General features: G+C 44.1%; 15 protein-coding genes. 13 read left to right on the top strand and 2 right to left on the bottom strand.

Annotation, left to right across the window (positions count from 1 at the left end; genetic code table 11):
* Window positions 1-2 precede the first annotated feature (2 nt).
* A complete protein-coding gene (locus BOD01S_RS09765) occupies window positions 3-1847 on the top strand; it encodes a pyrroloquinoline quinone-dependent dehydrogenase (RefSeq protein WP_052124831.1) in 1845 nt (614 codons plus the stop codon).
* Window positions 1848-2038: 191 nt separating this feature from the next.
* Complete coding sequence (locus BOD01S_RS09760; protein ID WP_036154504.1) at window positions 2039-2356, top strand: hypothetical protein; 318 nt, start codon at window positions 2039-2041, stop codon at window positions 2354-2356.
* A 196-nt stretch (window positions 2357-2552) separates the two neighbouring features.
* Here the strand turns inward: BOD01S_RS09760 and BOD01S_RS09755 are convergent, their stop codons facing one another.
* Complete coding sequence (locus tag BOD01S_RS09755) at window positions 2553-3419, bottom strand: YitT family protein (RefSeq protein ID WP_036154506.1); 867 nt, start codon at window positions 3417-3419, stop codon at window positions 2553-2555.
* A 148-nt stretch (window positions 3420-3567) separates the two neighbouring features.
* On the opposite strand from BOD01S_RS09755, the gene BOD01S_RS09750 reads away from it, so the two are divergent.
* From BOD01S_RS09750 to BOD01S_RS09705, 10 genes are all read left to right on the top strand, one after another.
* Window positions 3568-3903 carry a nucleotide pyrophosphohydrolase gene (locus BOD01S_RS09750; protein ID WP_036154507.1) on the top strand — a complete coding sequence of 112 codons (336 nt, stop codon included), beginning with the start codon at window positions 3568-3570 and terminating at the stop codon, window positions 3901-3903.
* Window positions 3896-4690, top strand: coding sequence for a 4-hydroxy-tetrahydrodipicolinate reductase (gene dapB / locus BOD01S_RS09745; protein ID WP_036154509.1), 795 nt, complete (start codon window positions 3896-3898; stop codon window positions 4688-4690). Before BOD01S_RS09750 ends, dapB begins: the two co-directional genes overlap by 8 nt.
* Before the next feature lie 12 nt (window positions 4691-4702).
* Window positions 4703-5107, top strand: coding sequence for a methylglyoxal synthase (gene mgsA, locus BOD01S_RS09740; protein WP_036154511.1), 405 nt, complete (start codon window positions 4703-4705; stop codon window positions 5105-5107).
* Window positions 5108-5138: 31 nt separating this feature from the next.
* Complete coding sequence (gene bshA, locus BOD01S_RS09735; RefSeq protein WP_036154513.1) at window positions 5139-6275, top strand: N-acetyl-alpha-D-glucosaminyl L-malate synthase BshA; 1137 nt, start codon at window positions 5139-5141, stop codon at window positions 6273-6275.
* Window positions 6272-7447 (top strand): CCA tRNA nucleotidyltransferase, encoded by a 1176-nt coding sequence (locus BOD01S_RS09730; RefSeq protein ID WP_036154515.1) that lies wholly within the window; start codon window positions 6272-6274, stop codon window positions 7445-7447. The genes bshA and BOD01S_RS09730 overlap by 4 nt, the downstream gene beginning before the upstream one ends.
* Complete coding sequence (locus BOD01S_RS09725; RefSeq protein WP_036154518.1) at window positions 7425-8408, top strand: biotin--[acetyl-CoA-carboxylase] ligase; 984 nt, start codon at window positions 7425-7427, stop codon at window positions 8406-8408. The genes BOD01S_RS09730 and BOD01S_RS09725 overlap by 23 nt, the downstream gene beginning before the upstream one ends.
* A 250-nt stretch (window positions 8409-8658) precedes the next feature.
* On the top strand, window positions 8659-9498 hold the full coding sequence (panB, locus tag BOD01S_RS09720) for a 3-methyl-2-oxobutanoate hydroxymethyltransferase (protein ID WP_036154520.1): 840 nt from the start codon (window positions 8659-8661) through the stop codon (window positions 9496-9498).
* Entirely contained in the window at window positions 9495-10367 is an 873-nt protein-coding gene (gene panC, locus BOD01S_RS09715) for a pantoate--beta-alanine ligase (protein ID WP_036154522.1), read from the top strand. Before panB ends, panC begins: the two co-directional genes overlap by 4 nt.
* Window positions 10367-10750 (top strand): aspartate 1-decarboxylase, encoded by a 384-nt coding sequence (panD, locus tag BOD01S_RS09710; RefSeq protein WP_036154524.1) that lies wholly within the window; start codon window positions 10367-10369, stop codon window positions 10748-10750. Before panC ends, panD begins: the two co-directional genes overlap by 1 nt.
* Before the next feature lie 135 nt (window positions 10751-10885).
* On the top strand, window positions 10886-11494 hold the full coding sequence (locus BOD01S_RS09705) for a FusB/FusC family EF-G-binding protein (protein ID WP_052124832.1): 609 nt from the start codon (window positions 10886-10888) through the stop codon (window positions 11492-11494).
* A 159-nt stretch (window positions 11495-11653) separates the two neighbouring features.
* On the opposite strand, the gene BOD01S_RS09700 is transcribed toward BOD01S_RS09705, so the two are convergent.
* Window positions 11654-12850, bottom strand: coding sequence for an aminotransferase-like domain-containing protein (locus BOD01S_RS09700; protein ID WP_036154526.1), 1197 nt, complete (start codon window positions 12848-12850; stop codon window positions 11654-11656).
* Window positions 12851-13283: 433 nt separating this feature from the next.
* Between BOD01S_RS09700 and asnB the strand changes: the two genes are divergently transcribed.
* Window positions 13284-15194, top strand: a complete 1911-nt coding sequence (gene asnB, locus BOD01S_RS09695; RefSeq protein ID WP_081977945.1) for an asparagine synthase (glutamine-hydrolyzing) — start codon at window positions 13284-13286, stop codon at window positions 15192-15194.

Here is a 15194-nt window from a genome sequence, read left to right as displayed (position 1 = left end):
AAATGGATTTTAGAAAAGCTTGGCTACAAATACTGCTAGCGGTCTTATTAGGGGGAGTTTTTATAGGAGGGATTGCTTATTTATCAGCCCTCATCACAAAAAATACATTATCTGATAATGAATCTAATGGACACAGAGGCGGCTATGCCATTTTCACTCCGGAATCAAAAGAGCGTACAGCTGAATATGCGGAGGAGGAATGGGCGACATATGGAGGAGATTATTTTAATCGGCGGTATTCCCAGTTAGCTGACGTTAATTTAGGCACGATTCAGGATTTGAAGCCTGCGTGGGCTGCTGATCTAGGTCCGGGTATTAATAATAATTCTTTAGGCGAGGCCGTTCCGATCGTTGTAGATGATGTAATGTACGTAGCGGTCGGTTTAGGGGATGTCGTAGCATTACACGCTAAAACCGGGGAAAAATTATGGACATACCATCCCGACTTACAGGAGACAAAGGAAGAGGTATGCTGCAGCAGGAGTACAAGAAGTGTAGCTGTTGCAGAAGGAAAAGTGTATGTCAGTCGCTTGGATGCAACGCTTGTAGCACTTGATCAAAAAAATGGTGAAGTGATATGGGAAAAGGAGGCTGCTGATTCACAACAAGGTTACAATATAACAACTGCTCCGCTTTATTATAATAATAAGATTTATATAGGGGTGTCAGGCGGAAAGGCCGGCACTACCGGCTCACTCGTAGCATTGGATGCGAAGGATGGAAGGGATGTATGGACATTTGACGGCATCCCGGGAAAAACCAACGAGATAAGCAGTCTGAATGAAAGCCAAGAGCACGAAGTAGAAGTAGCACCTATATGGAATACACCGGCCGTCGATACAGAATCAGGCACTATTTACTTCGCAGCAGGCTATGCAGCTTCTGAACCTGCCAGTCAAGCAGAGGAAGATAGCTTGAATGCAAACCTTATTATAGCGGTAAACGCCAAAACTGGCGAATATAAATGGCATTTCCAGGATGAAAGTATAGAGAAATGGTCCGTCGATGCCTCAAATCCTGTTGTTCTATTTGATGTGGAACAAGAAGGGGAGAAAAAGAAGGTGCTTGGACAGGCCGGAAAGCAAGGCTGGGTATACTTGCTTGATCGAGAAAGTGGCGTGCCGTTATTTAAAAATGAGGAGCTTTCAGCATTTGAGCAGGAGGGTGTAGAGTCAGCTGCGGAACATCCCCCTTCTACAGTACAAAGCCGAGTCCATTCAACGATAGAAAAAGATGGGCAAAGTAAGGAAGATCCATCAGATAAAAGTCTTGCCTCGGTATTTACACCATTTTGGGATTTTCCGGTCATTGAGCCTTCACTTCAGAAGACGAGTAATTGGCAGCCTTCTGCATATTCTCCAAAAACAGAATATTACTATGTGCTTGGAGAACAGAAAGAGCCGGTGGGAAGAGGCAAAAGCAAATATGTGGAAGGCAGGATGAATGTAGCAGGAATAAAAGATAGAGCATCGAATGCCAGCTCGGGGTTATTGACGGCGTTTGATGTAAGGACAAATGAAGTCGCCTGGCAGGTAAACTGGCAGCATACCGAATATACAAGCCTTCTTGCCACAGCAGGGGATATTATATTTGCAGGTAGCGATCATGGACGGATAAGTGCTCTACATGCAGCGACAGGACAAGAAGTATGGAGCTATGAAACAGGGGCAGACAGTAATACACCAGCCATTACGTATGAAATAGACGGCGAGCAATATATAGCTGTTCTCGCGGTTGGAAAAACAATGGCGGGCGATGTTTACAGGCAAAAGATTTATACTTTTTCGTTAAACGGAGCGTGGGATGGCGTATCGAATATCGCCTCTCCATTAGAACTAACGGAATAAAATAAATACTAAACAGCAGGCTTGGTACGTATAGTACACAGGGCTGCTGTTTTATTGGTTGTGGAAGTGGGGCAACCGGCTTAGGGGAACTGTAAAGATATCACTTGGAAAAAGTTGAAAATATAATAAAGAATAATTAAAATCCGGATATATAGGTAAATAACTTTTATGAAAGAAGAACGGAACATGAGGTGTTTTACATTCGAAAACTTGCTATTTTCATAACAGTTTCGGCCGGCAGCATTATCGCTGCATTGTTAATTGCTTTAGGTTACATTGAGTACAGGAAACACCTAATCGAAAAAGAAACATATGAATATTTATTGCAAAATCATAAGCCTCATGAAATATATGAAGTAAAGGGAAGTTTAGGGTTTGGTCATTTATTCGTCGCAACCGTAATTTTTGAAAACGAAAAAAAACTCGTATATGAGTTCGGTAAAAAAGATGGTCAAATTATTCAATTAACCCCTGAACCAGGAATCGAAAATGATAAAAACAGTAAATAAAAAGTACATTGCTTCAAAAGGCAATGTACTAAAAAATATTTTTGCGATATCCTGTAACCTTAGTTTCCCTCATCAAGAGCCCCGCGTTAAGTTAGCAGGAAGCCGGCCAGATAGCCGTTACCAGCCGTTACCACAGGAAGTGGCGCCATTAGGCTATCAGCCGCTTAATTGGCGAGGTGCGGTAAAAGAGAAACAATTAATGAATTGGCTGCTTCTGATCATCAAGGGTAAATCCTTCACCGGCAACGTCCCGTACTTCGACAATCGAAACAAACGCATGAGGATCAATCCCCATAACAAGGGATTTTAAGCGCACAATTTCATTTCGTGCCACTACACAATATAGGACGTCACGATTTTCCTTTGTGAAATGACCGCGTCCGTTAATAATGGTAACCCCGCGGCCCATTCTTTCTGTTACTGCATCGGCAATAGCGGATGCTTCGTTCGAAATAATGAAGGCTCCTTTTGCAGAATAGGCACCTTCCTGTACAAAGTCGATGACTCGTCCGCCAACATAAACGGCTACAAGTGTATACATCGTTGAGCGTGCATCGAGGAATGTAAGCAAAGATAGCAAAATGACGACTGTATCAAACCCAAACATCGTTTTCCCCATTGTCCAGCCTAAATACTTATTGGCAACACGGGCAAAAATATCCACCCCTCCTGTTGTGCCGCCGCAGCGGAAAACAATACCGAGGCCTACACCGATGAAAACGCCGGCAAATAATGCGACAAGCAGCTTATCATCCTGCAGGTTCATCTGGAATTGATTCGCCTGGAACAGCTTAAGGAACAGGGAAACAGCGACTGTTCCGACAAGTGTATAAATGAAAGTACGACGACCGAGCAGCTTCCAGCCAAGGAGAAACATCGGGATATTCAATATAAGGTTCATAAGTGCAGGATCCCAGCCAAGTGTAAAGTAAAGAATTAATGTAATCCCGCTGAAGCCGCCTTCCCCTAACTCGTTCTGCATATTAAAATGCACAAAGCCAAAACTGAAAATGGCTGCACCAAGCAGGATGCCTATAATATTTTTTAGTTTAATACCTTTCAAAAAAAGACCTCCTTTGGCAAAAGTGATAAAATATTCGGAAAACTAGTAACTATTTGTGGAACAATAGCAGTATCTTCATTATGTTGCATTTTTCTTGTTTTGACAACATAACGCTATTTCCTATACGATAGCAAAGAGGGGTGAATGCATGGAACGGCTAACGTTAACGCAATTACAAAATAGAGTGGATGCTTACATTGGACAATATGAAGAAGGGTATTTTCCACCATTCGAAATGCTTGCCCGTCTTACGGAAGAAGTAGGGGAGCTTTCCAGAGAAGTCCAGCATGTTTATGGACATGTAAAAAAGAAGCAAATAGATCAAAATGATATAGAAAAGGAAACGGGAGATCTATTTTTTACATTAATCTGTTTTGCCAATGCGCAGGGAATTCGATTAGAAGATGCATTACTCCAAGTACTACATAAATTCGAAACGAGAGATAAAGATCGTTGGACACGAAAGGAAGAACGATATGATTAAGGTAGCAATTGCTGGAGCACGAGGAAAGATGGGAATGGAAGCCGTACATACAGTGATGAAACGTGAAGGAATGAAGCTCGTTTCTGTCCTTGATTATAAGGAAGTAGGGACAACATTAGCAGAGCTGGATGCCTTTCCAAACACTTATGAGGTGCCGATCTTTACCGACTTTGCGCAGCTTGTGGAAGAAACAAAACCGGATGTGCTCGTTGATTTGACGAATCCTCATTCTGTTTATACCCATACAAAACAGGCATTGGAGCTGAATGTACGTCCGGTTATTGGGACGACTGGCTTTACGGATGAGCAGCTGACAGAGCTGAAAGAACTTGCGGCCAGAAAAAAGATCGGAGCGATTATTGCCCCGAATTTTGCGATTGGCGCCATTTTGATGATGAAATTTGCACGGGAGGCTGCAAAGTATTTGCCTGATGTGGAGATTATTGAAATGCACCATGATAAAAAACTCGATGCCCCAAGCGGAACGGGTGTAAAGACAGCACAAATGATTGCAGAAGTGCGCCATGAAAAAATCCAGGGCCATCCGGATGAAAAAGAAACACATGAAGGCGCACGCGGGGCAGAATTTGAAGGAATGAGAATTCACTCGGTTCGTCTCCCTGGACTAGTGGCTCATCAGCAAGTATTATTTGGCGGGGAAGGGCAGTTATTGACAATCCGTCATGACTCATTAACCCGGGAATCCTTCATGAGCGGAGTGGCTTTCTGCATTGAAACGGTCATCGGGATGGAAAGTCTTGTGTACGGCCTAGAAAACATTATTTAAGCAGGTGGAAGAATGAAAATTGCATTGATTGCACATGACCGGAAAAAAGATCACTTAGTACAGTTTGTCATTGCGTACCGACATATTTTTGAGGAACACGACCTTTTTGCAACAGGTACGACGGGACAGCGAATTATGGACGAAACAGGGCTGGATATTACACTCCTGCGTTCAGGTCCGTTGGGGGGAGACCAGCAGATCGGTGCCATGATAGCCAATAATGATATGGATATGGTGTTCTTTTTCCGCGACCCGTTAACGGCGCAGCCGCACGAGCCGGATGTGACAGCACTTATTCGTCTATGTGACTTGTATCATATCCCGCTGGCAACCAATATGGGTACGGCGGAAATATTGCTTAAAGGGTTAGATGCAGGATTGGTCGATTGGCGGCTGATCCAAGAAAGAAGACAATAAGAATCTGGATTAGAGAAAGGTTGTGAAACGGATGCGAAAATTAAAAATTGGTATTACGTGTTATCCAACAGTCGGCGGTTCAGGTGTTATTGCAACAGAACTGGGAAAAATGCTGGCAGAGCGGGGGCATGAGATTCATTTTATTACCTCTAGCGTACCATTCCGATTAAATAAAATTTATCCAACCGTTTTTTTTCATGAAGTGGAAGTAAATAATTATTCTGTATTCCAGTACTCACCATATGATATTGCATTGGCTAGTAAAATGGCCGAAGTGATCAAAGAGGAAAAACTAGATATTCTGCATGTGCATTATGCGATTCCACATGCTGTCTGTGCTGTCTTGGCACGGGATATGAGCGGCGAGAATATTGGCATTGTGACGACACTCCACGGTACGGATATTTCTGTACTCGGTGAAGACTCGACATTAGCCCAGGCAATTAAATACGGCATTGATCGTTCGGATATTGTGACGACTGTATCAAATGCGCTGAAGGAAGAAACATACGAGCGTATTGAAACGACAAAGCCGATCGAAACGATTTACAACTTTGTTGATGAAAGTGTGTTCCACCCAATAAACGGAACGGACTTAAGAGCTCGTTTTGGCATTCGGGAAGATGAGCGGGTGCTGATCCATGTGTCGAACTTCCGGAAGATCAAAAACATCCCGCATATTATCGAAGCGTTTATGAAAGTAAGGGAAGCCATGCCCGCGAAGCTTTTGCTTGTAGGGGACGGACCTGAAAAGCACCGGGTGACAGACCAGGTAAAAGCCTCGCCTTATCCGGACGATGTACTGTTTTTAGGCAAACAGGAAAATGTCGCCGAGCTGTTTTCCATTAGTGATTTGAAGCTTTTATTATCGGAAAAGGAATCATTTGGGCTCGTGCTGTTAGAAGCAATGGCATGCGGTGTACCGGGAATCGGTACAAACATCGGAGGTATTCCGGAAGTAATCGAACATGGGAAAAATGGATTTATTGTAGAGCTTGGTGATACTGATGCAGTAGCCCGCCATGCAATCGAGCTGCTGAGCGATGAAGAAAAGCTCTCGGCATTCCGTCTCCATGCGCTTGAAGCAGTACAGACAAAATTTAACTCTGAATCAATTATTGAGCAGTACGAAAAATTATATGAAAGGCTGGCTGCGGTAAAAATATGAAACAACAATGGCAGGCAGCAAAACAGGTTATTAGACAGCTTGAGACAGCCGGGTTCGAAGCTGTATTCGTAGGGGGAGCCGTTCGGGATGCGCTCCTCGGTCGACCCGGACATGATGTCGATGTGGCGACCAGTGCATTGCCGGAGGAAGTGAAAACGGTCTTTGGCAAAACGGTTGATGTCGGGATTGCACATGGTACGATTCTGGTACTAGATGCCGGGGAACCAATTGAGGTGACGACCTATCGGACAGATGGCGAATATGTGGATCACCGTCGGCCGGATGGGGTGATTTTCGTTCGTTCGCTTGAAGAGGATTTGAAGCGCAGGGATTTCACGATGAATGCGATTGCGATGAGGGCAGATGAACAAATTATTGATTTATACGGCGGCCGGGATGATATTGCAAAGGAAGTCATCCGGGCCGTGGGGAATCCATCAGACCGCTTTGCAGAAGATGCGTTACGGATGCTGCGTGCTGTGCGTTTTTCAGCACAGCTCGGCTTTACGATCGAGCCTGCAACATTAGCTGCCGTGAAGGAGCATGCCCATGAAATAGCCTTCGTTGCACATGAACGGATCGCAGCGGAACTGGAGAAAATATGGGTGAGTGCCGCGCCGAAAGCAGGAATCGATTCACTCGTAGAAAGCGGATTGGCACATCATCTTCCCGGGCATATCGAAGATCATCAGGCAAGGTGGACATCGTTCTGCGCAAACAAGGCGGCTGTCGGCTGGGCTTACTTGGCATTTCTGAATAAGGATGGACAGGGCATTGTGGAATCCTACCGTCTATCTAATAAAATCAAAAATTTTATACAGCAGGTACTGGCAGCGTATAATAAGCTGCTGGACGGCTGGCTTCCTTTTGATTATTTCACATATGAGCAAGATGTATTAGAAGCAGCTTTTGACTTTGCCATATGGGAGGGAAAAGCATTGCCTTTCCAAAAAGAGGAAATTTCCCGCAAGAAGGAGTCGCTGCCTATCCAAGCAAGGCAGGAGCTTGCTGCAAACGGCCATGATTTTATAGAGTGGCACGAAGGAAAAGGCGGGCCATGGCTGAAAGAAGCGATAGAACAAGCCCTTCTCGCTGTGCTCAGCGGTGAAGTCCAAAACAATAAAGAGCAGATAAGGGATTGGTTCATACATGACTTTCTCAATGAAGGATGAATTATTAGCAAGATTATTAAGAGCAGGTGGGGAACCCATTTCCGGGCAGCAGCTGGCAAATGACTTTGGTGTGTCACGCACAGCAATTTGGAAGCATATACAGGTGCTGCAGGAAGAGGGATACATACTTGAGACGGTGAAAAAAAAGGGCTATGTTCTAAAGAGTGCCCCTGACCGTATGGATGCTGCACGCATTCAGACGCATCTGGAGACAGAGCGTATTGGACAGGTTATTCACCATTTTGGGTCAGTAGATTCAACCCAGATTCTTGCCCATGGTTTTGTAAGAGACGGGGCAGCAGACGGAACCGTTGTCATTGCGGAGGAACAAACGGCTGGACGTGGCCGAATGCTGCGCCCGTGGGAATCTACAGCGGGGAAGGGCGTATGGATGACCGTTATCCTAAAGCCAGATATACCGCCCCATCAAGCACCGCAGTTTACATTGGTGGCAGCTGTTTCCATTGTTAATGCGATGAAGGCTTTGTATCCAGAGCTTGAGCCGGAAATTAAATGGCCAAACGATATTTTGCTGAATGGCAGGAAGTGTACCGGTATATTAACAGAGATGGTAGCAGAGGCAGACCGTATCCAGGCACTGCTGATTGGGATAGGCATTAATGTGAATCAGAAGATAGAAGATTTCCCGCAGGAGCTCCATACGATTGCTACATCTATTTCTGCAGAGCTCGGCAGGGAAGTAGACCGTGCAGAGTTTGTAGCTAAGGTGCTCTATTATTTAGAGAGCTACGGCGATCAGTATGTAAAAAATGGCTTCTCACCAATCAAGGCGCTATGGGAAAAGGCGTCTGCAACTATCGGGCGGCATGTTCGCGCAACAACGCTCCGTGAGGTTATTGAAGGGGTAGCTGTTGGTATTACAGAGGCAGGCGTTCTCGAAATCAAAACGGCCTCCGGTGAAGTCAAAGGTGTCTATTCAGCAGATATTGAGCTATGCTGATTTCAAACCCTGCAAAAGCAACATAAATATTAAAACTGTACGTCTCCATATAAAATTGTTATATTAATAGTTGGACAGTATCCTTTGTGAACTGTACCTGCTATACCCAATTTTATGAAGAGTCTGCCTTGATCTACTTTAGACAGGGACGGAAGAAAACGAAGCGTACAACATACAAGCGCTGCCCTTCTGTCCATTATCGGATGGAAGGGTTTTCTTGTTTTCTTCAATGTACTTGAAGGAGGAACAAATGAAAACAACAAGCGATTTCTTGAAAATGAAGAAACAGGGTGAAAAAATCGTGATGATTACAGCATACGATTACCCGGCGGCAAAGTTCTCGGAGGATGCAGGCGTCGATATGATTTTAGTAGGCGACTCATTAGGCATGGTTGTGCTTGGTTATGAATCGACGATGCCGGTAACGGTAGAGGATATGATTCATCACAGCAAGGCGGTTCGCCGCGGTGCGAAAGATACGTTTATCGTAGTGGATATGCCATTTGGTTCGTATCATGGAGATATGAATGACACGTTAAAGACAGCTGTGCGTATGATGCAGGAGACAGGTGCTGATGCATTAAAGTTAGAGGGCGGCGATGAAGTTATTGACGTCATCAAAAAGCTGACAAGTGCAGGCATTCCGGTTGTCTCACATCTTGGATTACAGCCGCAGTCTGCCGGTGTGCTGGGCGGCTATAAAGTACAGGGAAAAACGAAAGAACAGGCAGAAAAGCTTATTGAGGATGCATTACTAGCCGAACAGGCCGGCGCATGTGCAGTTGTTTTAGAATGTATTCCACATCAATTGACGGCCGTTGTATCAGAGAAATTGGCCGTACCGACAATTGGTATTGGGGCAGGTCCAGAGGCTGATGGGCAAGTGCTTGTATTCCATGATTTATTAATGTATGGAAAGCACCATATTCCAAAGTTCGTGCAAGGTTTTGCCTTTGTAGGAGACGAAGTGGCACGAGGAATTGAAGGCTATACAAAAGCGGTGAAGTCAGGAGCATTCCCAACCCTTGCGCAAAGCTTCACGATGAAGGAAGAAGAATTGAACGGTTTATATGGAGGCGCAGTAAAATGATCGAAACAGCAGTAAAAATCGTCTCGACTATTGCTGAATTGAAGGATATTGTACGGAAGACAAAGCAGCAAGGTAAAACAATTGGCTTAGTGCCAACAATGGGCTACCTGCATGAAGGGCACTTGACGCTGGCAAGCAACGCACGCAAGGAAAATGACCTTGTGATCATGAGCATTTTCGTTAATCCGACACAGTTTGGACCGAACGAAGATTTTGAATCATATCCACGCGACCTGCCACGTGATACGAAGCTTGCTGAATCAGCAGGAGTTGATATTATCTTTGCGCCTTCTGTCGAGGAAATGTATCCTACTGACGGCGGAATCTATATCCGTGCCGGACGCCAATCAGAAATCCTGTGCGGTGCAAGCCGGCCGGGTCATTTTGATGGGGTGCTGCAGGTTGTCGCAAAGCTCTTCCATCTGGCGGAGCCTACCCGTGCTTATTTCGGTCAAAAGGATGCTCAACAGGTAGCTATTATTCAGACGATGGTACGTGATTATAATTTCCCGCTTGAAATCCGGACAGTGCCGATTGTGCGCGAGGCGGACGGATTGGCGAAATCCAGCCGCAACGTTTATTTAACAGAGCAGGACCGGCAAGAAGCAGCCGCTATTTTTGCGGCTCTCCAGATGGCGAAGGAAGAAATACTCGCCAGCGGGAATGTAGAGCAGGCAGCTGCCAAAGCGGTGCATTATATCGAATCAAACACAAGCGGCAAAATTGACTATCTGGAATGCTTATCGTATCCTGATTTAGCACAAATCAATGACAAGACAACAGACGTCCTACTTGCTGCTGCCGTATATATTGGCAAAACAAGACTGATCGACAACTTAATGTTTTCACTCAAAGGAGAAATGAAGTAATGTTTAAAACGATGATGAGCGGGAAAATCCACCGTGCAACAGTAACACAGGCTGACCTGAACTATGTAGGTTCCATCACAATTGACGAAGATATTATAGATGCTGTAGGTATTGAAGCGAATGAAAAAGTGGCGATCGTCAATAACAATAACGGTGCCCGCTTTGAAACATATGTCATCAAAGGGGAACGCGGCTCGGGTGTTGTATGCCTAAACGGTGCAGCAGCACGCCTAGTACAGCCGGGCGATATCGTCATCATTATGTCCTATGTATTAGTAGATGCTGAAGAAGCGAAGCACCACATGCCAAAAGTAGCCATCATGGACGAAAACAACCATATTAAAGAAATGATCAACTACGAACCAGAAGCAACAGTACTATAAAAATCAAGGGAACCTGCTACGATATGCAGGTTCCCTTTTTGCGAATATATTCACTTATAAAATTGGCTGGATGTCCTGCTTTTTTGTAGGATTCCCTTGTTAGGCATAGTAAAATAAGGGAGGGAGTTGATAAATATGAATGCGTTTCAAATGCACTTAATCGAGAAGCAAGCAATGAAATTATTAAATAGTCTATCCACATCTAAGGATGAAAAAGTACTGGAAGCGGTGCGTGGTCTTATCGAGACGACCCTTACAGAAGCAGAAGTGCCGCAATTCATCATAGAAGATGTGCTAGCGCTGAAAGACCGTCAGCAGCTAGAGCCTTTATTAAGTGTCGTAAAGGAAAATGTCCAGCCGTTTCCGGAAGTATCCGAGCAGGTACTTAAACGGCTCTGGAAAAAAGAGAAGAAACTAAAGGCACCAAAAGTAGCAAATCCACAAGTAACATTTGTAGCCTGGGATGATTCATCTACCCGTACACGCTTTTTCGTTTATGAGCAGGAAGGCGAGCTTACAGGGGTGAAGGGCATTCTTTCTACTGAGCAAATAAAAGGTGTGTGTGCGCTTTGCCGCCAGCATCAAAGCGTTTCTCTTTTCACGACAAAGGAAAAGGGAGATGTTGAAGGCACGTATAAAAAGTACAGCCAGTATATTTGCGCAGACATCGAAAAGTGTGAAAAGGGCATCGATTCCGAAGAAAAACTATATAGCTTTATGGAAACGGTCAAACCGCGGGCATAAGGCAGAATGCGTCTCCGATGGGAGGCGTATTTTTTATGGGGAAATAGGGGCATTCGCGGGTATTTACCCGAAAAGCGCAGGTATTCCATCCAAAACCGCGGATATTCACCCCACACCCACAAAAAACCCCCGCGGAGCAAATAGCCGCGGGGGGAGAGACTATGCATTTACTTTTTCAGCCGGTGCATAGGCATGAAGGATTGCACCAAGTCGTCTGATACCTTCCTCGATCACTTCAGGTGTCGAGTTTGTATAGTTCAGGCGCAATGTATTAACATTTTCAGGATGTGTATAGAATGGATCGCCTGGTACGAATGCAACTTTTACCTCCATTGCTGCATGGAAGACCTCCAGTGCAGAAACGCCCTCCTGAAGTGTAACCCAGATGAACATACCGCCATCCGGTTTTGTATATTTCACAGTCGGCGGGAAGTGTCTTGCCATTGCGTCCAGCATGGCATCGGACTGTATGCGATACAAATTAATAATATTGTCGACATGTTCCTTGTATTCATTGTTTGCCAGATACTCGTAAATGACATATTGAGAGAAAATGTTCGTGTGCAGATCCGTTGCTTGTTTTGCTGTCTCGATATGATCAAGAAGCTCCTTATTTTTCGTGACAATCCAACCAAGGCGCATCCCCGGTGTAACAGTTTTAGAGAAGGAACCTAGCAAAATAGAGTTTTCCAGACGGCCGCCGCCGATATACGGCAATGTTTCGCCGCGGAAACGAAGCTCCCCGTATGGATCGTCCTCAATTAATGCTACATCATATTTTTTTACCACTTCATAAATGGCTTCACGCTTTTCAGCCGAATACGTAATCCCCGTCGGATTATGGAAATTCGGTACTGTATAAATGAATTTTACATTTGGTTTTTGCAGCTGCTGTTCAAGCTCTGCTATATTTAAGCCGTCTTCCTCAAGCGTTACCGAGTAAAAGTTTGGCTCAGCCAGTGTAAATGCCTGGATGGCCCCAAGATAGCCCGGCGCTTCCATGATAATGCCGTCGCCTTTATTGATCAATACTTTTCCGATGAGCTCCAGTGCCTGCTGGGAGCCTGTCGTAATGAATACTTCGTCCGGATGAATATCCAGCCCGTGTGTTTTCTTGTATTTAGCGGCAATGAATTCACGCAGCGGCAAATAACCTTGCGTCGTCGAATATTGGAATAGCTTTGTTCCATGTACATCGATCGAGTTGTTGATTGCCTCCCGCAGTTTCTCTGTCGGGAAAGAAATCGGGTTTGGAAGCCCTCCTGCAAATGAAATAACATCCGGCTCTCCTGTAACCTTTAAAATATTGCGGATGAATGAAGATGGCGTGTTTAAAATCTTATCAGAGTACTGCATAAAGTATCGTTCCTTTTCCTATATAAGTGTGGGGCATGGGGACCATGAAGCCGGTCCTTTCTGCTTAAATCTGTATTACTAGATAATATCAGATAATTCTAACAAATAAAACTCCCAATCTGGATGAAATAAAAAATAGTAGGAGTCAAGAAGCTTTTTATTGCGTAAAGACGCGGATATAAAGATGTTCGCAGAAATAATGAGCATAAAAAAGAAAGGGCGAATCTCCAAATATCTGAAAAGTCTGACACATTGGTAACGTTATCAAATTTTGATTGTTCTGTCAATTGATGATTTGTTTGTGTTTTCATTGAGATATGATATATTACTAGTTGTAATGATGATAAGGCTTGAAAGCCAACAACTGCTGACGAAACCTACAATGAGATAGGGTCGTCTTTTACTTTTATTATTAAAGGGGAATTATAAGAATATGTGTGGTTTTATAGGGTATGTAAATGGTACTAATCCACTTAATCATAAAGAGATTATTGAAAATATGATGAATACAATTATCCACCGCGGGCCGGACAGCGGGGGGATTCATGCTGATGATCAAGTGACATTAGGATTCCGCCGATTGAGTATCATAGATTTAACAGAAGGTGCCAATCAGCCGCTTTACAATGAAGCAGGAGATATTGTTCTTATATTTAACGGAGAAATCTATAACTTTATGACGCTGCGTGCAGAATTGGTGGATAAAGGATACCAGTTCAAAACACATTCAGATAGTGAAGTATTGCTGCACGGCTACGCAGAGTATGGCTTCGAGCTTGTTCATAAGCTCCGCGGTATGTTTGCTTTCTGTATCTGGGATAAGAAAAATGATCTGCAGTTCATTGCACGTGACGGATTTGGTATTAAACCGCTTTATTATACAGAAAATACAACAGACGGTACGATTATTTTCGGTTCGGAAATTAAATCATTCCTCCCGCATCCATCTTTTAAAAAGGAATTTAATAACGATGCACTTCGTCCTTATTTGACTTTCCAATATTCTGCAATGGATGAAACATTCTTCAAAGGAGTTTACAAACTGCCGCCAGGACATTTTATGGTAATTAAAAACCGTAAAATAACGAAAATCGAAAAATATTGGGATAAAAAATTCAGTGCTTCTAAAGGATCATTGGAAGAAACAATTGCGAATATCAGAGAAACAGTAGCAGCTTCTGTAAAGGCACATCAAATTTCAGATGTAAAGGTTGGCTCCTTCCTATCAGGCGGGATTGATTCCAGCTATATTGCTGCCTTATTGAAACCGGATAAAAGCTTCTCGGTTGGCTTCTCGGATTACGAGGCAATGTTCAATGAGACAAACCTTGCGAAGGATTTATCAGATATTCTAGGTATTCAAAACGAGCGCAAATATGTCTCTGCAGAAGAGTGCTTTAAGGCGCTGCCAACAATCCAGTGGCATATGGATGAACCGCAGTCAAACCCTTCTTCTGTACCTTTATATTTCCTTTCCGAGCTGGCAAGAAAAGACGTAACTGTCGTTCTTTCAGGTGAAGGGGCAGATGAGATTTTCGGCGGGTACGAGTGGTATAAACCATCAGCGAAAATGCAAAAGTATGAGAAGCTGCCATTAGGTGTACGTAAAACGATTGCCGGACTTGCAGGGGCATTACCGAAAAATGCCTATACAAACTTCCTGAAAAAGGGCGCCCAAACGGTAGAGGAGCGCTTTATCGGCGAAGCGGTTGTATGGGACGAAAAAGATGCCTTTAACGTGTTAAAACCGGCATACCGCAAAGGACCTTCTGTACATGATATTACAAAACGCATTTACGCAGAAGTTCCTGGCGATGATGATGTGACAAAAATGCAGTATCTTGATCTGAACTTATGGCTGCCTGGGGATATTTTATTAAAAGCAGATAAAATGAGTATGGCGCATTCCATCGAGCTGCGTGTACCATTCCTTGATAAAGAAGTAATGGAAATGGCGAAAAAGATTCCGACAGAACACCGTGTAAACGAGGCAGATACGAAATATGCCCTTCGCCAAGCGGCCCTTGAAGAACTGCCGGAAGAGTGGGCAAAGCGTAAAAAGCTTGGTTTCCCTGTACCGATCCGTCACTGGCTGCGTGAAGAACGCTACTACAACCTCGTAAAAGAGGCGTTTACAGCAGAGTACGCGAAGGAATTTTTCGATACAGAACAACTTGTTACTTATTTGGATGCCCATTATAAAGGTGAGCATAACTATGCACGCTACATTTGGACAGTTTATGTCTTCCTAGTATGGTATAACTGCTTCTTCATTGAAGATACTAAGTGGACTAAATTGAAGGGAACGAGACATAATGAAATGGCGTCTCACTCTGACTTGTAG

It is taken from the genome of Lysinibacillus odysseyi 34hs-1 = NBRC 100172 (genome assembly GCF_001591965.1).
GTDB lineage: Bacteria > Bacillota > Bacilli > Bacillales_A > Planococcaceae > Lysinibacillus_B > Lysinibacillus_B odysseyi.
Note: the sequence above shows the minus strand (reverse complement) of the source record. Positions and strands in the feature narration are given on the sequence as shown.